Below are 19,935 nucleotides of genomic sequence, written 5' to 3'. Positions count from 1 at the left end.
AATTGTAGCATAAGTTTGAAATATATAAGTAAATATTTCATTTTTTCTTGCTATTCTTAATAGCTTTCTCTATAATAAAGTTTGAATTTTAATCATGTATATTTCAAACTCTATTTTCAAAAATGGGAGGGAACATGCTCATTCAATATCTTATAAAGCAATCTAGAAAACCGAGTGGTCTTGTCGGTCGATTGATTACCAACATCTGGTCGTCCTATTTCAAGGAACTCAGCCTTTGGGCAACCAAACAAACCACTATCCCTAACAATAGTCGGATTTTAGAAATCGGCTATGGCGGAGGCAGCACTATTAAGAACCTTCTTGAGTTAGATAAAAATCTTGACATTCATGGTATTGATATCTCTAAGGAGTCTTATCAAACTGCTAGACGAATTCATTCAGATGCTATAGAAAACGGAAGTGTTAAGCTGAGGATTGGCAATGTAGCAAACCTTCCCTACCAAAATAATGATTTTGATTTGGTATTTGCCATCCAGACACATATTTTCTGGGAGGATTTAAAACAGAGTTTTCAGGAAATCTATAGAGTCATGTCCAATCCTTCCACTTTGATTATTGCTTCCGAGAAAGAAAAAATAAAATATCATATGACAGATTATGGAACAAGCCATGAATTGAAACAGTTGTTAGCAAGCATTGGCTTTTCAAAGATTGAAGAAAAGCAAAATTACAAATGGGTTGTGTATGTTGTCACTAAGAGTGATTAGGAAATTAAGCATAACAAAAAGTAGTGAAGAGATTCCATCGTCGGAATTTTCTTCACTACTTTTCTTCTCTCTTTTCTACTCAATCACCAATAGCAGCATTTCAGAGTTGCCACTGCTCAATCAACCAATCCGAAAAAGCGTCATATCTTTCTTGGAGATGGTCATGATGACCGTAGGGGTCAAATGCTGAATAAGTGGACAAGCACTGTTTTTTGATAAGTTCATGCACTTCTTTGGCATAACTAGGAGCTTTGGCCAGTCTATTCTTATGATTAGCCCCCTCGGTCAAACCGTTACGTAAATAGACCGAGCAAGACTTATTAATAAGCGGGTGGGCTTTGCAGTAATCTACAAAATCTGGATACCAAAAGGATCCGCAAATGGAAAAGATCAAAGGCATCCTATCACTGCTATAAAGACTGGAAATAGCAGCCAAACCACCCAGCGAGTAGCCTCCGTAAGCCATACGATTTTCATCCAGTTGAAACTCCTGTGCGATGCTTTTGAAAATATGGCCAAATAGATGGTCATGATAGCTGGCTAGCTTACCGCCAAAATCAGGGCTCCCAGGTCTCAAAGCCTGAGCCTGCCAAGGCGTAAAATCATCCAAGCGATTCTGAGGTTCAAGTCCAATCAGGATAGCAGAATCTGCCAGCTTTCCAAGATACTCAAGCTGCCCATCGTTCAGAAAAACAACTGGATAAGCCTTCTTGGAATCATAGAACTCAGGAAGGGCAATCGTCACCTGAATGTCATGGCAGACAAAGTTTTTATTTATTAACAAAGTCATTAACCTTTTCAAGAGAATCAATCACAGATGGACCGTAATCCATAAGCTCATCATAAGAAATAGTCATGATTTTCTTGTTTTTAACGGCTGGAACATTTTCAAGAACAGCGTTCTTTTCCATCTTGTCTGTTGCTTCCTTGTCCATGGCCTTATTACGGTCACTGGTTACATAGATAATCAATTCTGGTTCCATTGACACGAGATTTTCCAGAGTCAAATCTGATGTTCCTGTCGCAACATTGGTATAACCAAGCTGATTGAGCATACTTTCTTGAAGGGCAGATTTGTAAGTTCCAAAGGTCTCATCGTTGTAGGCACACATGATAAGAGCCTTCTTCAAGTCTTTGTCAGAAGACTTGTTTTTCTTTTTAACGGCGTCGATACGCTTTTGGAGTTGTCCCGCATACTTGTCTGCCTTGTCTTGAACGTTGAAAATGTCACCAATATTTTTAACATCTTCGATGATATTATTCAAATCTTGTTTAGTTGTTGAAACAGAAGCTTTTTGCGTATAGACAGGAATGTCGTTGCTGTTCCATGTGCTGATGGTTCCCATTGACTTGTCTGAGAACATCATATTACGACCAATAAGAGCATCTGGTCCGTAAGCCAAGATAGCTTCTTGAGAAATAGTCTTCTTATCACCGATATGTGGGATTGAAGCAATGTCATCCTTATATTTATCGGTTACTTCATTGTCAGGGTTAAGCATACCGACAATTTTGTCTTTCAAACCAAGCTCAATCAAGATTTCAGTTGATGAAAGGTTGTTGGTGATAACCTTTTCTGGTGCCTTTTTGAAGACTTGATCTAGCTCAGTTCCTTTATCGTCATAAGTTTTGACAGTCAAAGGATACTGGGTTTCTGACTTGGTCTTTTTCACCGTTTCTTTTGCTGATGATGACGATGATGTGCTGTTTTTATATGTAGAACTGCATGCTGTCAATGTGAGGACTGCTGCAGCGATTAATGCGATACGAAATGTTTTCTTGTTCATAAGGCCTTCCTTTCCTAGGCTTATAAATACTGAATCATTGCCTGCTGGTCATCCGTCCAAGTAATACGACTCTGAACATCATAAACCGCCTGCAAGGATTGTGGGGTTACGGCATCCCTTGGGACACCTTGGGCAACAATCTCACCCCCTTTCATTAAGTAGATATAATCTGAAAAACGACAGGCCAATTGAATATCGTGGAGAACTGCGAGAACATTAATGCCTAGCTCCTTGACCAAGGCCAACATCTCCAACTGATACTTAATGTCCAAATGATTGGTAGGCTCATCCAACAAAAGGAGTTTGGGTTCCTGAGCCAAGGCACGCGCTAGGATGACTCTTTGTTTTTCGCCACCTGATAATGACGAATAATAGCGTGCCTTCTTTTCAGACATGCCAACCTTGTCTAAGGCATCCTGAACGAGGACGTGATCCCGCTCCGATTCTTTTTGCAGAAAGGAAAGATGGGGCGTTCGGCCAAGCATGACAATTTCTTCCACCGTACAATCAAATTGAAGGGTATTAAACTGTGTCACAACGGCCATTTCTTTTGCAGTGTCCTTTAGGCTTACCTGATCTAGGGATTTTCCATCAAGAAAAATCTGACCGCTATCTGGTTTCAACTGGCGGTAAATGGTTTTAAGCAAGGTTGATTTCCCACTCCCATTTGGTCCCAGTATGGTCTGGAATTGCCCACCTTTAACCTCTAGAGAGACACCGTTTAGGATCTTTTTCTCTCCAATCGAATAATGAATATCCTGACACTTTAAATCCATAAGTCTAAACCACCTTCCTACGATTTCTAGTCACAATATAAATAAAGAAAGGTGCGCCAACTAAGGCAGTAAAGATACCGATCGGTAGCTCTGCATTTTTAACGAGGATTCTAGCCAAGACGTCTGCCCAAACCACAAACAAGGAACCTAAGAGCGTTGCCACAGGAAAAAGCTTACGATAGTTAGTCCCGACTAAACTTCTAGCAATATGAGGGGTAATCAAGCCGACAAAACCGATAATCCCACAGCTAGCAACCAAGACAGCCGTTATGACCGCAACAATGGCGATGTAAAGATACCAATAGAGTTTAAGTGGAATCCCTAAAGTCAAAGCTGCCTCATCTCCCATCATCATGGCATTGAAGACACGATACTGAGTTGAGAAAAAGAGAAAGGCCAAACCAACCACTACTGCTGGAAGCAGCAAATCTGACCAAGATGTTCCTGTCAATGAACCCATGGTCCAAAACTTAATGGTCATGACACTGTCTGCTGTCGCTCCAATAGAGATTATAAAATTGGCAAAAGCAATGAAGAGGGCATTAACAACCGTTCCAGATAGAATCAGGCCAGATGTGGTCACTCTCCCCTGCATAGAGGCAATGATTAGGACAAGAACCGTCGCTAGGATAGCTCCCACAAAGGCACCCAAGCCTACTACAGCTTTAAGACCTAAAATGATGGCCAAGGTTGCTCCAAAAGTTGCCCCTGCCGAGATTCCCAGGATATAGGGTTCGGCAATCGGATTATTAACGGTTGACTGCATGACACTCCCAGACATGGAAAGACCTGCACCAACTATTAACCCCAGGAGAACCCTAGGAACTCGCATATTCCAGATAATAGCTTCAAGTGGTTTGGCTATGTTATGACTGGCCATCGGAAGCCCCAATTTACTGAAGATGACACCATAGGTATCACCTATATCTATAGTGACCGCCCCTAAAGACACTGCTATAAAAACTGACGCTACTAGTAAAACTAGAAGCAAACAGAGCAGGCTTAGGTAGCGGGAAAAAACAAGGTGTTTTGTTTTTTTAAAAGGCATTAGCACCTCCTTTCCACCTGTAATGTCAGAAAATTTTGACAATACCCTTCTAGTATAACATGCCTCAAAAAGATGGGCAAGGTCATTTGAGTGGAAAAAAAGAGCAGTCACATAACTACTCTTAGGATTTAACTTTTTCCATACTGCTACTAGCAATTTTCATGGCAAGAAGGATTATCAACACCTTAATCACAAGGGATAACCAAAGGCTCTCCTCCGTTGATGACAGTTGCGATAAAGCATTGATTAGTGCATGGGTCATGACACAAAGCCAAAGACTTCTGGTCTTTGTATAAATAGCGGATAAGATGAAACAATTGCTTAATAAGCCTAGCAAGAAAGGCAATAAATGAATCGTGGCCAGAGACCCATCAATGTAAAAATAGAGGATATGCCACAGTGACCAGGCTACAAAGGTACAAAGCGTGGACACTAGATAGGTTAACTTTTCTTGCAAAGCGGGCTGGAAAAAATAGCGCCAACCGATTTCTTCGATACCACCAAAGACAAGGGCTTTACAAAATAACATAATGGGGAGATACCAAACTTGGATAAGCATACCTCCACTCAGGATCGGTGGTAGAAAATCCAAACCTAGAAAAATAAGAACTAAGAGATAGTTACTGAGAGGCTGTTTGATTTGGAAAAAATCTCTGACAAGTTGTTTAAAACTGGAGTGATGATAGCGGATGCTAACATAGCCTCCCCAAATAGCTGATGACAAGCCACCTAAAATAAGGGTAAAAAGGCCAATTGGAGTTCCATAATCAACCCTAACTCCTCCTGCTCTTAGCAGCCAAACTAGGAGACTGACCAGTAAAATCTGTCCAAGGGTCCCTGCCAGATAAAGCAACAAGGCTTCTTTTCTTTTCATATCTTGCTTCCTTTTTCTCCTCTATTCAAACTTTCGTCTCACGATAACCTAGTCCATATCCACCCATTTGTCATTATCCATGATAAAGGGTTTGGCTAGACCTGGTCCGGTATAGTCCTTGTACTTGGTTGTGAGATACTTGTAGCAATCTTTCTTACTAGCAAATTTTATGGCTTGGTAGGGCTCTTCGAAGGTCAATTTTTCGACAAATAAGTATCCATCTGTCGTAGGTACCAGGACTCCGACGTGACCGACAAAAAGGGAATCTCCATCCAGATTATCGTGGACAACGACCGACAGCATGCGTGCCTTGTCATCAAAGGTGAACTGCTTGTAGTAATCCTCCATATGCTTGGCATGAACCTTGACATCTTGGGTGGCCTCAGTCTTGACCCTTGAAAAGAGAATGTCAAAGTCTGCCTGGTCCTTGGCATTAAAGAGCTTGCCCTTGTCAATGGCGTCCTTGTCTTGGAAAAGGAGCTCAGTATCACTTTTGACTTGAGGAATCTTGATTTTGCCTTTCAGTAGCGTGTAGGTGTTGATACGGCAGTTGGTACCGATAAAGTCACCATGCTTGGCTGTCCACAGGCTACTGATTTTTTCCACATCATAGTCTGTTTTGGTAAATGGCGCAAAACTCCCAGAAAGACCTACAGAACCCACGGTGTCATTGTAATCAGTGACGAGATTGATAAAGTTATCCACACTCTCCTCGTTCAAATGTTTCGAGAGTATGGCTCGCACCTCACTAAGACTGGCCTTACTATTTAGGTTGGAGTAGCTTGGTTGCTCCACCTTTTTGTGGATATGTGCAAAAACTGCTAAACCGACGAGTAATAAGCTAGCAATAGATAAAAGAATTAGCGTCTGTTTTTTCAAAGTTTTCATAGGCGCCTCCTTAGCTTCATTATACCAGATTTTGACAGCTACTTAATCTCAGGATACTTTTCCACAAGAAAAAGCCTTGGCAACAAGGCTTTAGATTGAAGATAAAGGCTTTTACTTGAGACTTTCCTTAGGTGATAGCGGACGCCAGCGAACTTCTTCGAAGTTCCATGGCTAATTTTTGAGCCTATAGTCTCAATAATTCCGAACGCCTGAAATACCAATTCTTCAGGCGTTTTTATCACGGCGTAAAGTCTCAGTATAGGCTCACACCGTTTGAAGACTATGGATTTTTATCATTTTTTCTCTATTCTTTATTATTTCCAAAATAGTTGTTCAATTTTTATTATATTATCTACAACTTTCTCAGGACTTTCCGATAAATCATTATCAATCCAGGATGAGATAATGGTTTCAAAAGATGTAGAGAAGGCTTTTATCACAATTTCATCTGAAATCTTCGTCTTTTTCTTGATCTTTTCTCTAATAGCTGGGTTGTTATTTATAAGATCACAAATAAGTTGTTGAACCTTATCTTTAAATTGAACGTGAGGTGCTTTTGAAATTGCTTTAAAATGTTTATAGTCATTTTTTATTAATAGTAGAGCCTTTAAAAGCATGTCCTCTTTATCTAAATTTCCTTGAGCTAAAATCTCCCAAAATCTTTTCATTGTCTCTGTTCCGATAGAGTATGCTAAATCATCCTTATCAAGAAAATGTTGATAAAATGTTCCCCTACTAACATTTGCTCTCTGAGTTATATTTCCAATGGTTATTTTTGAGTACTCCATTTCAAGTAGGAGGTCTATCAAAGCAGACTTGAGGTTAGTAACGCTATTAGTCTTTCTTTTCTTTGTCATTTTTTCCTTAATTAAACATATTGTTTGATGTTGTCATGGTCAATATATGGGTATTATTATATTCTTTTTATGTGAATTATAAAAGTTAAAAAAGACTGTTTTATGTTCACGAAGATAATTGATGCATCATTAATCATTTAACAAAATAATTAATGAAGGGAATAGAATTTAATGACAAAATCAAGAAAAATTCTAGGATTTATAGGTCTAGTTTTAGCACTCTTTATGGGAGCTTTAGATGCCACGATTGTTAATATCGCCCTACCAAATATTATGGAAGACTTACATACAGGATTGACTGATACAAGTTGGGTAGCAACAATCTATGTTTTAGCAATGTCTGTATTTATTATTACTGTTTCAAAACTCGCTGATATCTACGGTAGAAAATTGGTTATGCTAATTGGTGTAGTCATATTTGGCATCTTCTCATTCGCATGTATGGCGGCTGATTCATTATTACTTTTAATTATTTTTCGGTTATTCCAAGGAATTGGAGGTGCCATATTAACTCCAATTGTTCTCCCCATGGGAATTGAACTACTTGGGAAAGAGAATACCAGCCGTATTACTGCTATTATGGGTACCTTCAGTGCCTTAGCTGCAGCGGGGGGACCAGTAATTGGTGGTTTAATTGTCCATTGGACAACATATCATTGGATTTTTGGTATTAATGTTCCAATCGCTATCTTTGCATTCTTGATGATTCTAATGGGAACAAAAGAATCATATGATTTAAAAATTTCAAAGAATATTGACTGGCTAGGTATTATTTTTCTTACTTGTACTTTAGGTGGACTTATATTTGGTTTATTAGAAGGTCACGAGTATGGTTGGGCATCACAAACCATCATAGCTAGTTTTATTATTAGTGTTGTAGGCCTATTTTTCTTTTTTTTAACCGAAAGAAGAGTAAAATCACCTATCATTGACTTAAATTTATTCAAGGAAAGTACATTTACATCTTCAAGTATTATTTATATGATTTTTGGATTTGCGATTATCGTACCTTCATTGATCTTAAACTATTTCTTGCAAAATGTTCGCAACTATTCTGCTTTGCATTCAGCATATCTTATTATTCCCACATCTTTAGCTATCGTAGTAGGTATGCTGTTAGCAACTAAGATGTACCAAAAAATTAGTGCAAGATTGCTCATTAGTACCGGTTTGGTTATTACAGCAGGTGGATTATTTATGCTTAGTCTTATTCAGTATAATACCTCACAAAGCCTCATTGTTTGTTGTAATGTAATTATTGGTTTAGGACTAGGATTTATGGCAATGTCCTTAACATCATCAGTAAAATATTTACCAATTAATAAGGCTGGAATTGGGTCAGGTATCGTTAATGCTTCTAGATATATTGGACAGGCCATTGGTATGGCTCTTCTCGTTACCATTTTAAATAGTAATGTCAATATTGCTAAAACACAAATTAAGGAAACAGCGTATAACCAAATTGAAAAATGGGTTTTATCAACAGACGTAAAAAAAGTTGCTAAGAAGGAAATTTCAAAAACTTTCGACACGACTAAGAAAAGTAATAGTATTTCAACCAAACAAAGTAATATGGTTGAGGCAATCAAAATAGCTGCTCAAAAAACAGATAATCTTCCAGAACCTAAAAAGGGGAGTAATTATAGAAAGATTTATGATGCAAATCAGTTATTAATCAATGGAGTTGAAACTGTTAGTTCAAGTGTCCCACAGTTATCAACTAGTTTGAAAACTATCTCTGGAGGACAAGCTAAAGTTGGTACAGCTATTAAATTATTAGCTCAAAAGGATGAATTAGCATCTGCTCTTAAAGTCATTGTTAAAGAAAAAAATGAGCAGTTAAGCAGGGCATTTGATAATGTATTTATTGTAGGAGCAACCATTGTATTGATATGTACTCCATTAGCTCTGATGACAGAAAAGCGAAAAGATGAATAACTAAGTTATTTTATAATAGGAAAAGCCAGTCTAAACTTTAGGCTGGCCCTTTTATATAATTTAAATAGTAAGTAAACAGATTTGGAACATAGAAAATCTTTTGTTCACTTATATTGTATTTTTAAGATGTAAAATTTTTCTTTCAAACCTCTTAAACCATCACTTGTCATTCACAATATTGGCAAAGGCTTCTTGAATATCCTTATTATTGGTAGGGTACATGTAATACATGTTTTCAGGATTTCCCTGATTTTGCATGGAAACTAGGACTACTGGTTGACCTTTATGGATGGTGAAATGGTAGAGAATCATGGTGGAACCTGAATACCCGTAGCTGTCTACAATGATATAGTCGGCTGTCCCTGTACCATCGTCAGAAAAGGCAACGTCTACCTTTTGTTGGTTGGTCATTGGGGCATTTTGTTCAGTCTTTTCACCTACAATGATGCGGTTATTTTTGGCAAAAGACATGGCACCAAAGAAATCATCACTTCCGTTAGGTGTTAGCCTTCTATAACTTTCTTGATTCATCTTGTGGCCAAACTCTACCATGTAACTAGCAAGCTTGGCAGCCTTGTCACTATTCCAAAGGGCTGTCGTATTTGTCTGGCTAGATTGACCAGACTGGCTCTTGCTTTTCACTCTGTAATAGGATGTGTAAACGACTCCTGGCCCAGCAGACTCTGGAATTTGAACCAGACGATCTGTGTCTTTAACAGAATTGTCCGGAGATGGTGCCGCTTGGTTGGCTGGCACAGGCACAAAAGGATTGACCCCATGTCCTGGACCATTGTCCGCAAAATAAAACATAGGCTGACCGTTGAAATCTTTAACGACAGTCTTGCCATCAGTACTTCCTGTCTCTTCAGACTTGGTGAGCCCTGACTTGGTAATGGTCACAACATGACCACCGTCAGAAACCCAGTCACCTTCGATGCTTGAAAAATCACCATTTCGAATGGCTTCCACATCCATAGCAGGTGTTTTTGCCTCCGATGAAGCACTCTGACTTTGTGAACTAGAACCTGAAGACGAGTCAGACGCTTTGGAACTCGATTGCTTGGACTTGTCTGAGGAAGACGTTTGACCACTCTGACTACTTGACGAAGCTACCGCAAGGGATGACGTCTGTTGAGCTTGTGAATGATGAGAATGCCAAGCAAAAATAGCACCACCACCAAGAAGCGTCATACAAGAAACTGCAAGAACTGACGCTGCGACCTTATGAGTCACAATAGACTGACTTAAGGTTTGCCAAAAGCTTTTCTTAGATGCCAACAATAAGCTCTCTACTTCTTCTCGATTGGCCAAGAGACTGCCATTTTGTATCGCCTCGTCAACCTCTGTCATCTTTGGGCGACGTCCATAAATCTTTACAAAATAGGTTAACCATTCTTCTGCTTTCATCTCATCTCCTTTTTGAAGCGTAATACTTTTATTTTAGCATAAATTGGGGATTCTGGTTGACCCGTTAGAAAAGAAAAAACTGCAAGCAAGCAGCCGCAGTTGGTATATAAACTTGGTCCTTATTTCTGAGTATTGCCAAGTTTTTTAAAGTAAGTATAGCCCAGATAAAAAAAGAAAAGCGCTAAAAGAATAAAGAAACCCATGACGAGTTTGATCCCACCTAATTGATAGGCAATGTAAACAAAAGTATTAACCTTAAGCTGACCACCCGTTTTTTCCAATAGCGAGAGGCTCTGTGAGTAATAGTGACCAAGCCAAATAGCTCCTAACCCTAATAACGGATAAATAATGACACCCAAGACAGGGTTCTTTTTTAACAAATTATCTAACATACATCCCCCAATTTTTAATGCTATAGCAATAGCTTACCAAAGAATGACTAGAAAATCAAAGTGGCTTTTTCAGTCCACAAGAAAGCCAAAAGGGACCGAGCCGGTAAACTAGTCCCTTTAAAAAATCTAAAAGACGATACGTGTTCCATGAACTTGTTCGAGACCAGGAATGGCAAGAAATCGGTCACGGTTGGTCACAGAGATACCACCACCTGCTAAAATCTCCAACTGACCATCTGCTAGCTGAACCAATTCTGCATAGGCTTGCAAGCGTAAGTGTATGGGGGTATCAGGAGTTCTAGCACGAGTAAGAAGACGCGTCACTCCATTTTCCTTGAGCCACTGGATAGCACTAGGCTGGTCTAATTTAGGGATTTCGTCAAAGGCCATATGCATGGTAACCTCTAAGCCTCGACTGGCATCCAGCAAGGTCTTTAGACCCTCTGTATCGAGTTGATTTTCTGAAGTCAAAGCCCCTAGTGCAAAGCCGTCAACACCCAAGTCACGCGCACACTTGATATCTTCTAGCATGATAGCCAATTCCTGCTGGCTATAGACAAAGTCGCCCCCTCGTGGACGGATCATTACAATCACTTTAGCCTGATAATCCTTGGCCAGCTCAACGGCTGCCTTTATGACACCATAAGAAGGCGTCGTGCCTCCGACAGTCAGATTATCACACAACTCCACGCGTTGAGCACCGGCTTTAAAAGCTTTTTCTAAGTTAGTGACATTCTCTGCACAAAATTCATAAATTGGCATACTGAACCTCCTATTAGTTGTAGTGGTAGGCGATTACTACTTCTTTTTATGTGGAAAAAGCGGAAGACCAAGTTTGGCAATCTTTTCAGCTGGGGTCTTCATGCCATCCTTGACCCATTTGGAAATCACTGAGACAATAGCTGAGCTCCAAAAGGAATTGAGGTAACTACCGGCACCATTTGATGAGCTACCATTTCGTTTTTCCAAAAAATCATAAACTGCCTTGGTCAAAACCTGCTCAAAATTATAATCAATGGCAAGACTGATGATTTTAGCTTCTTTTTTGACTTCCTTAAGGAGATAAACCCAGACTTGGTAAAGATCCGTCTTGAGATTATAGCCGTCCAAGGACTTAGTAATCTTTGCAATACTAGACTCAAAAATAGATTTCAAAATCTCTTCCTTAGAACCATAATTGCGATAAAAGGCAGCACGAGATACACCCGCACGCTCAACCAGTTCCGATATGGTAATCTTTTTAAAGTCTTTTTTCTCCAACAATTGCAGGAGAGAAATTTCAATGGATTCTCGTGTAATTGCTTTGTTTTCTTGGTTAAATCGTTTGAGATTTTCCAAAGATTTCTCTGAGATTTTTCTTTCTGCCATAACATTCACTTTCTATCTGTCACACCTGATGAAATCTGCTTTGATAGCAATGCACTTCATGATAAAATTGTAAAAGAAGACAAATAACTTGTCAATGTACATTATACAGATATGAGGTGTAACCTATGAAATGGAAAATTATTGCGGATTCAGGCTGTGACTACCGTTCTTTGGACAATCTGGCACCAGATACGGAGTTTGTCAGTGTTCCTTTGACTATCCAAGTGGGCGAAACCATTTACAGGGATGATGCCCAACTCAATATTGATCAAATGATGGAGGAGATGTATGCGACTACAACTGCTTCCAAATCTGCTTGTCCAAGTCCTGATGACTACATGAAGTCCTTTGAAGGGGCGGACAATATCGTCGTCGTGACGATTACTGGAACCCTTTCTGGTAGCTATAATAGTGCTGAAATTGCTAAGAAAATTTATATTGAAGAGCATCCTGATACCAAGATTCACGTGATTGATAGCCTGTCAGCTGGTGGCGAGGTCGACCTGCTCGTTCGTAAACTCAATCACTTAGTTGCTGAAGGCCTTGATTTTGACCAAGTCCTTGATGCTATCACAGCTTACCAAGCCAAGACTAAGTTGCTCTTTGTTTTAGCCAAAGTTGATAATTTGGTGAAGAATGGTCGTCTAAGTAAACTAGTTGGCACCGTTGTTGGACTCCTCAATATCCGTATGGTCGGTGAAGCTAGTAAGACAGGTACTCTTGAATTGCTTCAAAAAGCCAGAGGTCAAAAGAAAGCCATCAAAGCTGCCTTTGATGAACTCCTCAAGGCTGGTTATGCTGGAGGCCACATTACGATTGCCCACCGCAACAATGAAAAATTTATCGAGCAATTCTCTGAATTGGTTCGTGAAAAATTTGCCCAAGCAAGCATCGAAGTCCTTCCTACTTCTGGACTCTGTAGCTTTTATGCTGAAGAAGGCGGACTCCTTATGGGGTATGAAATTTAAGACGACATTGAAAAGAGGCTGGACTACATGTTCGGTCTTTTAAAAATCAGATTATGCTATTTGATAATCAGCAGAATAGGATTATAAAACTAAAAATTCTTTCTTGACAAATCAACGTAATCGCTTTCATCACCCCCTTCATTTATGGTAAGATGGAAGTGACGCATTAGTGTCATATTCTTAAAAATTAAAATACCCTTATTAAACATGGAGACGCTTTATGAAACAGAAACATTCACATTTTCTAATCCCTGGAATCCTTCTTCTAGGGATCGTTTTGCGGGCCCCGTTCACAACCTTGTCTACGGTCTTATCAGACATTGCTTCTGGTCTAGGCGTTGAGGTCAGTTCTCTCGGTCTCTTGACAAGTCTCCCTCTCTTGACCTTTGCGATATTCTCACCTTTTGCGGCTAGCTGGGCCAAACGCTTTGGTATAGAAAGACTCTTCCTCGGTGTTTTAATTGTGATGACACTTGGTTCTGCTTTGCGTACCCTTAATCTCCCTCTTCTTTATGTGGGAACGCTGTTAGTCGGAGCTGGAATTGCCTTTATCAACGTCCTTCTCCCAAGCCTAATTCAGGCTAACGAGCCAAATCAGTTAGGATTCTTAACCACACTCTACATTACAGCCATGGGATTATCCACAGCCGTAGCTTCATCAGTTGCCGTTCCAATCACTAAGGCAACCTCATGGCAAGGCTTGGTCTGGGTATTGACAGCGGTCTGTGCCCTAGCTCTTGTGATTTGGCTCCCTAATGTCCGTCACAATCATTACTTAGAACAAGATACTTCTACCAGCGAAAATTCAGGCAGTTGGTATAAGAGTGGCAAAGTATGGGCCATCATGATTTTCGGTGGATTACAGTCACTCTTCTTCTATACCACTATCACTTGGCTTCCAACCATGGCTACACAAGCCGGTGTCGGCGAAGCCAATGCCGGAATTCTAGCTTCCGTTTTCACACTGACGAGTATTCCATTCTCTATGATTGTTCCTAGCCTAATCACGAAACTTTCTGATCGCAACCGCCATTTGATGCTAGTGACTACCGTCCTAGCAGGACTTATCGGAGTGGCTATGCTTCTAGTCAATACAGACAGCTTTGTGTATTGGTTGGTCCTTAACCTCTTAATCGGAAGTTCTGCTAGTGTCCTATTCCCTTACATGATGGTTTCCTTTTCAATGAAGGCTAGCACGCCTGAAAAAACAGCCCAACTATCAGGTTTAGCCCAAACCGGAGGCTATATCTTTGCAGCCCTTGGTCCAGTCTTGTTCGGTTCAAGCAAACAACTCTTTAACTCTTGGACCCCTGCTGTTTTAATTCTTCTTGTCTTGACCATAATCATGGGAATTGCCCTTTACAAAGTTGAAAAAACAGACCTTATTTTGTAAGAGAAAAACTAATAAAAGAAAATGCCCCACAAGTTGTAGCTTGTGGGGTGTTATTTTGCGTGCGGCGAATGAATGCAACTTTTAAATACAAAGGTCGAAGTATTCGTATTTGTCTTTCGACAAGTTCCCTTAACCACAGAACCCTATTTCTCTAGCCAAAAGAACGCTTGGTTTAACATCTCTTTTGCTTGTCCAATGATACACGGTCCATGAGAAATAATAATATTCTTAGGTTCCCATTTCTTTATTTTATGATAACTCTTCAATGCTTGTTTTTTACCAAATAAAAAGGTCATTCTTAAATCTCTTGGTGTTTTACCATTTGGATAGTGATTATCACCTATTTTTAACAGTAGCTTTTCAAAAATCGATAAATTTTCTGTTTCTATGTTTTCAATAAGATCCGTTAAAATTAGAGTTGAACTTTCAGTATGGAAAAAAACAACCTCTTTCACGTAAAAACTTCCCTCAAATGTTGTAAAACAAATTTCCTCGTTCCAATTGGCTTTCTCTAGTTCATGACCATAATATAAATTCATTCCCGATTTTCTGGCATGCTTTTGAACACCACTAGCTAGCCATACTTCTGCTTCCGGAAATAGTTCGTGCCACTCATTTATATAACTATAATGTAAGACATTGGGTGCAATAAGGTGTTTTACCTCACCTAATTGCTTGATTTCAAAAAGTAAATTATCACTAGGCTTAATCGGCGAATGCACCCAAAGACCACCATTCTGCAGACGGATAACTGTCATTCTAGTTGAAAAAGGCACTTTGAAGAGTTTGAAATTCATCAGTACTTCTTCCCCATCTACAATCCAGAGGTTATCTGCTATCTTTTTTAATGAATTGAGCGGACTATATTTTTTGACTTCCATGAAACTCTGCTTTCTAAATTAATAAAGTATAATCAATCGTTATTCTCCAAAAATGGTACCACCAAATCAATCCACTCTTGAGGCAGGTAAGCTGATAGATAGCCATGGTTATACCCCTTTGCTTCATACAGGATAGTGTTGGGATGTAGCTGCTGAAATAATTTCGCCGATGCTTTCACACAGTTTAATTCTTTTTCACCATAGATATACAGAACCTGGGCCTTGCTAGCAGAAATCGTCTCCTTCAGCTTGTAACGCCCCATATAGGTTTTGTAAATGGTCACCAATGTTTTGATAGGTGTCCTTGGCAGATCCTCTAAATAATATGCTTTTATCTCCTCTGGATAAGCCAGTTTAGGATAGAGTTTGTCCATCATGCTTAATTGAAGTTTGCAAGAGAATTTACTGAACATCAATTTACCAAATAGTGATACTAGAAAGATGCTGATTTTAGCTAACCTTGGTTGAGGAATACAGATGCTTCCATCTATGATGGCCTTCTCAGCTATCTCGCTGTCTAAGGATAAAAGTTCCATGGCAATTTGACCACCAAGAGAAACGCCACCGATCGCAAACAACTTTCCACCATAGTTTGCTTTGATATAGTTTAGGATCTCCAAAGCAGAATCTTCCGTAGAAACATAATCGAGTTGATACTCTTCACCATGGCCATTAAGTGTAGGTAAAATGACATGGTAATTATGAGACAGGAGACGAGCTTGTCTAAGATAATTCCACCAAGAGCTACCCCCACCATGTATCAATAAAATGGGAGGCAAATTTTTATCACCAAACTCATGAAATTTCATATTTGATACCCTCCAAAATGTCTCATATAGACAGTACTATATTTACTTGAAAGTCTATGTTCACCTTTATTATTCTACTATTTACTCTGCTTAGCTCTGTTACAAGTAAGAGAGACAATATCGCAACCTACCTAGTCAAGGCCAAATTCCTTTCTCGCATCAGCTAGAGAAGAGACTTTACCTTGAATAATTTCCTGATGCCCGACTAAAATTTTCTTTTTCAAATCCTCAAAAGCCACTTGATACGTTGCCTCTGGAAAATCACTAGACACATATTTGCTTTGGTTAACCATTATATTTTCCATTTTTCTAAGCGTTCTATTTTGTATATATTTATTGTAACATGAAGAAGAAATATGATTCAGATAAAAATATCAAATGACTTACCATAAAAAGCCCTGTCACCAAGGCTTTTCATTCTACACATTTTCTAGGCCTCACAAGCAGTGATACCGCTTCAACATGTCGTGCTAGTATACTCCTATATTATAGAACGAAAGAGAATTACACACTCAACTCAAACAACTTATAAAACTCACCTCTCCTATCCATCAAGTCACCAAAAGAACCATCTTCAACAATGACGCCACCTTTCATAAAGAGAATTCTATCGTATTTTTTCAAAATGTTCTCATTCAACTTGTGGGTTACTACAAGTGCAGTCAAATCTTGAATATCCAGGATTGAATTTTCAATTTCAGTAGTTACTTGATTATCCAAAGATGAGGTAGCCTCATCCAATAATAAGATTGGTGTTTTTCGAATTAAGGCACGCGCAATACTAAGTCTTTGTTTTTGTCCGCCAGATAGATTTGAGCCATTCTCTCCACATAAAGCTTGTAGACCAGATTCATTTTCTAAAACATAACTTTCTAAACCTGACTGCTGTACCGCTTGCTTTATTTCCTCATCAGTGAAGAATTGATTAAGAGTAATATTTGATCTTAAAGTATCATCAAAGATATAAATGTCTTGTTGAACAATAGTCATTAAGTTATAAAGGCTCCCTGCTGAAATAGCTTGCAAATCTATATTATCAATGGAGATGTGCCCACTTGTTACATCGTAAAAACGCAGTAATAGATTGAGCAAAGTTGATTTTCCACTCCCTGACATTCCTACAATTGCAATTTTTTCCCCTTTTTGAATCTTCAAAGATAAATGATTAAAAATTTTTTCTTCAGTATTAGGGTAAGAAAAGTCTATATTTGAAAAAGAAATAACATCATCGAAATATTCTTTTGTTTCACCAGTCTGAAGCTCAGTTACATCTTTTACCTCAAATGCATCTAGTGTTGCCTGACCTTCACGAAATTTACTTATTCCCATTCCAACTTCATTCAGTGGCATTACTACAAAATTGACCAGTTGAACAATAGCTGTTACACTCCCAATTGTGGTAGAGCTATTAAATACGAGATACATCCCTCCACCAAAGGCTACCAAAAAAACAATCATCCCTGAAAGCTGTGAAATAACATTAGCTAAAACGTCAAATTTCCCTTTTATAAAATTTATTTCATCAAATTTTTCACTTTCATGACTATAATCCTCACAGATAGCATCTTTCACATTAAAACTTTTAATAACAAGAAATCCTGCTAAAATATCTTTAACCTTAGCTAAATACTTCTGATCGGCAACCATAGCTCTATTTTGTAAAGAGGCTGATTTTTGTCCAATAAATCCTGAAATCATCATTGGAATAATGCTAGCAATGATAACTAATAAGGTCAAAAACCAATTACCTATAAACATAGCTAGAAGTGAAAAAATCATTAAGGAAAGGTTTTTTGAAATATTAAAATACTGGTATAGATAATCTTGCTCAATTTTCTTCATATTTTCGGTTAATACGGAAATAAATTTCCCTGATTTTTCTTTAGAAAAGTCTCTATAATCCCTATCTAAAATAGATTGGAACACCTTGTTTTTGTATCTTGACATGATTTGCCTAACAAGTTTATTTCTCAATCGAAGAGATATAAAGTTGAGTGCTGCATAGATGAAAATAACAGTAGCTCCTACTAGTACCGCTTGAGTTAAGGCTTCTTTATTTTGGGACATGCCACTATCAATAATACCTTTAATAGAATAAGCAAAAGCAACGTTAGTTAAAGGGACCAGTATATTAAATATCATGAAAGCATAAAAAGCCTTCTGATGGTTCTTTATCAATTGTTTCATCCTTAATCTACCTCATAATTCTTAATTTCATTTAGAAAATGTGACATAAAATATTCTTCTAAGTCAATATTCTCTCTCCTAATCTCTTTCATAGAAACCTGTTCTACAATTTCTCCATTTTTGATAAAGCCAATTTTATCTGCTATCTGTGAAATTTCCGATAATATATGACTCGATATTAGAATAGTAATTCCATGCTCCTTAGAAAGCGACAACAAAAGATTTCGAATTTCTTGAATCCCTATTGGATCTAAACCATTGATTGGCTCATCTAAAATTAACAATTTAGGTTTTGTTAGAAAGGCACGAGCTAAACCAAGCCTTTGCCTCATTCCTAACGAAAACTCTTTTACTTTTTTAGTCGTATTTTTTAATCCGACCATACTTAAGGCTCTTATTATATCTGATTCAATAATATTTTTTCCCATATACTGAGCGTGAATTTCCAAGATTTCTTTTGCAGTGCAATTATCATAAAAAATTGGTGATTCAATAATACTTCCAATCTGACTTAGGATTTCTTCTCTGTGTTCTTGTAGATTTTTCCCAAAAATTTCAATACTACCTGATGTAATTGTTGATAGGGATAACATACATTTCATTAACGTTGTTTTTCCAGCACCATTCGGTCCTAAAAAACCATAGATTTCTCCTTCAGCAATTTGAAGGTTGATACCACTTAAAATTTCTTCTTTATCAATTGTTTTAAAAACTTCTTTTATTTCAACGATATTTCTCATTTCTATCTCTCTTTCTATATCTAGCTTTAAATGCTAGAATTTTTCTTCCGGTGCATAACTACCAACTTATACAGTCTCTTTTTTATAGAAATCATCAAGGAATTATCACTTTCCTTCAATTAAACTCAGGTATGCTACTTGATACTAATATCTTGTCTTGAAATACTAGAGATTGAAAAAGAAGTAATCATTAAACTTATGAAACATGCAAATATCAAAAAGAATAGGTTATCAGCAATATTATTAGATAAACTTCCTGGACTGGCATTCGAAAGTAATGCTGCTAAACCAAGTCCAGTAAGCATTGTTATAGCTGTCGAATGCTTAATCATACCTAAAACAAATGGTAGTAAGCCTATTAGTACTGTTCCAAACGTTATTCCAGCTAAGTTAATTAATTGACTAGCTAGAGGGATATAACTAGATTCAGTTACAACAGCCAGGAATCTAATGAATAATTGAATCACTAAATGTGCAGAAAAATGGGCAATAAATGCTATTAGAATGACTGAAAGAATTTTTCCCCAAAGTAACTTTATTTTAGAAATAGGGTAAGAAAACAACTGAAAAATTGTTCTTCGTTTAAATTCATCAATAATAATCGTAGATAATAAATAAGATTCGAAAATCAAAAATGCTGCTTTTGTAAATAAAGATGAAAATAATGAAGCTACAATTGCCCAACCTTCCCATTTACCAGTAACTCTAATAACATTAGAATCCTGTCCAGTGAATTCTCCTAGTTTATTGTCAGTACCTAAACCCATAATAATGATTGCTGTAATACCTAACACTATAAATATAGTACACAACCAAGCTAAAAATAATTTAGATTTAGAAACTTTATTTAATTCAATTTTAATAAGCGACAACATAGATTATTTCCTCCAAAGC

21 protein-coding genes are annotated in these 19,935 nt (G+C 38.0%); 4 read left to right on the top strand and 17 right to left on the bottom strand.

The window, feature by feature from the left end; genetic code table 11:
• The first annotated feature begins 134 nt into the window (after positions 1-134).
• The gene (locus tag HMPREF2697_RS08490; protein WP_013990857.1) at positions 135-728 is read left to right on the top strand and encodes a class I SAM-dependent methyltransferase; all 594 of its coding nucleotides are present in this window, start codon (positions 135-137) and stop codon (positions 726-728) included.
• 100 nt (positions 729-828) lie between these two features.
• Here the strand turns inward: HMPREF2697_RS08490 and HMPREF2697_RS08485 are convergent, their stop codons facing one another.
• From HMPREF2697_RS08485 to HMPREF2697_RS08455, 7 genes are all read right to left on the bottom strand, one after another.
• Positions 829-1,518, bottom strand: a complete 690-nt coding sequence (locus HMPREF2697_RS08485; protein ID WP_070850371.1) for an alpha/beta hydrolase-fold protein — start codon at positions 1,516-1,518, stop codon at positions 829-831.
• Entirely contained in the window at positions 1,499-2,515 is a 1,017-nt protein-coding gene (locus tag HMPREF2697_RS08480) for an ABC transporter substrate-binding protein (RefSeq protein WP_002885936.1), read from the bottom strand. The genes HMPREF2697_RS08485 and HMPREF2697_RS08480 overlap by 20 nt, the downstream gene beginning before the upstream one ends.
• 20 nt (positions 2,516-2,535) lie before the next feature.
• Entirely contained in the window at positions 2,536-3,291 is a 756-nt protein-coding gene (locus tag HMPREF2697_RS08475; RefSeq protein WP_070850369.1) for an ABC transporter ATP-binding protein, read from the bottom strand.
• Positions 3,292-3,295: 4 nt separating this feature from the next.
• Entirely contained in the window at positions 3,296-4,339 is a 1,044-nt protein-coding gene (locus HMPREF2697_RS08470) for a FecCD family ABC transporter permease (protein ID WP_022495851.1), read from the bottom strand.
• 121 nt (positions 4,340-4,460) lie between these two features.
• Entirely contained in the window at positions 4,461-5,213 is a 753-nt protein-coding gene (locus tag HMPREF2697_RS08465; protein WP_070850367.1) for a CPBP family intramembrane glutamic endopeptidase, read from the bottom strand.
• A gap of 48 nt (positions 5,214-5,261) precedes the next feature.
• The gene (locus tag HMPREF2697_RS08460; RefSeq protein WP_070850364.1) at positions 5,262-6,101 is read right to left on the bottom strand and encodes a DUF4300 family protein; all 840 of its coding nucleotides are present in this window, start codon (positions 6,099-6,101) and stop codon (positions 5,262-5,264) included.
• A gap of 314 nt (positions 6,102-6,415) precedes the next feature.
• Positions 6,416-6,958 carry a TetR/AcrR family transcriptional regulator gene (locus HMPREF2697_RS08455; protein WP_064521322.1) on the bottom strand — a complete coding sequence of 181 codons (543 nt, stop codon included), beginning with the start codon at positions 6,956-6,958 and terminating at the stop codon, positions 6,416-6,418.
• A gap of 171 nt (positions 6,959-7,129) precedes the next feature.
• Here HMPREF2697_RS08455 and HMPREF2697_RS08450 point away from each other — a divergent pair, with 171 nt between their 5' ends.
• The gene (locus tag HMPREF2697_RS08450) at positions 7,130-8,896 is read left to right on the top strand and encodes a DHA2 family efflux MFS transporter permease subunit (protein WP_070850362.1); all 1,767 of its coding nucleotides are present in this window, start codon (positions 7,130-7,132) and stop codon (positions 8,894-8,896) included.
• 159 nt (positions 8,897-9,055) lie between these two features.
• On the opposite strand, the gene HMPREF2697_RS08445 is transcribed toward HMPREF2697_RS08450, so the two are convergent.
• The 4 genes from HMPREF2697_RS08445 to HMPREF2697_RS08430 all read right to left on the bottom strand — a co-directional run bounded on the left by HMPREF2697_RS08445 (position 9,056) and on the right by HMPREF2697_RS08430 (position 12,063).
• Positions 9,056-10,303 (bottom strand): DUF4767 domain-containing protein, encoded by a 1,248-nt coding sequence (locus HMPREF2697_RS08445; protein ID WP_070850360.1) that lies wholly within the window; start codon positions 10,301-10,303, stop codon positions 9,056-9,058.
• Positions 10,304-10,422: 119 nt separating this feature from the next.
• Positions 10,423-10,695: a hypothetical protein gene (locus HMPREF2697_RS08440; RefSeq protein ID WP_002885916.1), complete on the bottom strand. Its 273-nt coding sequence runs from the start codon at positions 10,693-10,695 to the stop codon at positions 10,423-10,425.
• Between the two features lie 126 nt (positions 10,696-10,821).
• The gene (locus HMPREF2697_RS08435; protein WP_070850358.1) at positions 10,822-11,457 is read right to left on the bottom strand and encodes a copper homeostasis protein CutC; all 636 of its coding nucleotides are present in this window, start codon (positions 11,455-11,457) and stop codon (positions 10,822-10,824) included.
• 36 nt (positions 11,458-11,493) lie between these two features.
• Complete coding sequence (locus HMPREF2697_RS08430; RefSeq protein ID WP_002885959.1) at positions 11,494-12,063, bottom strand: TetR/AcrR family transcriptional regulator; 570 nt, start codon at positions 12,061-12,063, stop codon at positions 11,494-11,496.
• A 125-nt stretch (positions 12,064-12,188) separates the two neighbouring features.
• Here HMPREF2697_RS08430 and HMPREF2697_RS08425 point away from each other — a divergent pair, with 125 nt between their 5' ends.
• Both HMPREF2697_RS08425 and HMPREF2697_RS08420 read left to right on the top strand, forming a co-directional pair.
• The gene (locus tag HMPREF2697_RS08425; protein WP_070850357.1) at positions 12,189-13,031 is read left to right on the top strand and encodes a DegV family protein; all 843 of its coding nucleotides are present in this window, start codon (positions 12,189-12,191) and stop codon (positions 13,029-13,031) included.
• A 220-nt stretch (positions 13,032-13,251) separates the two neighbouring features.
• The gene (locus HMPREF2697_RS08420; RefSeq protein ID WP_060972402.1) at positions 13,252-14,424 is read left to right on the top strand and encodes a CynX/NimT family MFS transporter; all 1,173 of its coding nucleotides are present in this window, start codon (positions 13,252-13,254) and stop codon (positions 14,422-14,424) included.
• 143 nt (positions 14,425-14,567) lie between these two features.
• On the opposite strand, the gene HMPREF2697_RS08415 is transcribed toward HMPREF2697_RS08420, so the two are convergent.
• The 6 genes from HMPREF2697_RS08415 to HMPREF2697_RS08390 all read right to left on the bottom strand — a co-directional run bounded on the left by HMPREF2697_RS08415 (position 14,568) and on the right by HMPREF2697_RS08390 (position 19,916).
• On the bottom strand, positions 14,568-15,305 hold the full coding sequence (locus HMPREF2697_RS08415) for a DUF4336 domain-containing protein (protein WP_060972403.1): 738 nt from the start codon (positions 15,303-15,305) through the stop codon (positions 14,568-14,570).
• Positions 15,306-15,337: 32 nt separating this feature from the next.
• Positions 15,338-16,114: an alpha/beta fold hydrolase gene (locus tag HMPREF2697_RS08410; RefSeq protein WP_070850355.1), complete on the bottom strand. Its 777-nt coding sequence runs from the start codon at positions 16,112-16,114 to the stop codon at positions 15,338-15,340.
• Positions 16,115-16,245: 131 nt separating this feature from the next.
• Entirely contained in the window at positions 16,246-16,419 is a 174-nt protein-coding gene (locus HMPREF2697_RS10795; RefSeq protein ID WP_002890505.1) for a hypothetical protein, read from the bottom strand.
• A gap of 199 nt (positions 16,420-16,618) precedes the next feature.
• A complete protein-coding gene (locus HMPREF2697_RS08400) occupies positions 16,619-18,301 on the bottom strand; it encodes an ABC transporter ATP-binding protein (protein ID WP_002890503.1) in 1,683 nt (560 codons plus the stop codon).
• A gap of 2 nt (positions 18,302-18,303) precedes the next feature.
• Positions 18,304-19,041 (bottom strand): ABC transporter ATP-binding protein, encoded by a 738-nt coding sequence (locus HMPREF2697_RS08395; protein ID WP_002890501.1) that lies wholly within the window; start codon positions 19,039-19,041, stop codon positions 18,304-18,306.
• Between the two features lie 134 nt (positions 19,042-19,175).
• Positions 19,176-19,916 carry an ABC transporter permease gene (locus HMPREF2697_RS08390; RefSeq protein ID WP_002890499.1) on the bottom strand — a complete coding sequence of 247 codons (741 nt, stop codon included), beginning with the start codon at positions 19,914-19,916 and terminating at the stop codon, positions 19,176-19,178.
• Positions 19,917-19,935 lie beyond the last annotated feature (19 nt).

The organism is Streptococcus sp. HMSC064D12 (assembly GCF_001837205.1).
Taxonomy (GTDB): domain Bacteria; phylum Bacillota; class Bacilli; order Lactobacillales; family Streptococcaceae; genus Streptococcus; species Streptococcus salivarius_D.
The sequence above is the reverse complement of the archived record's forward strand: the minus strand, read 5'-3'. Positions and strand labels throughout refer to the sequence as shown.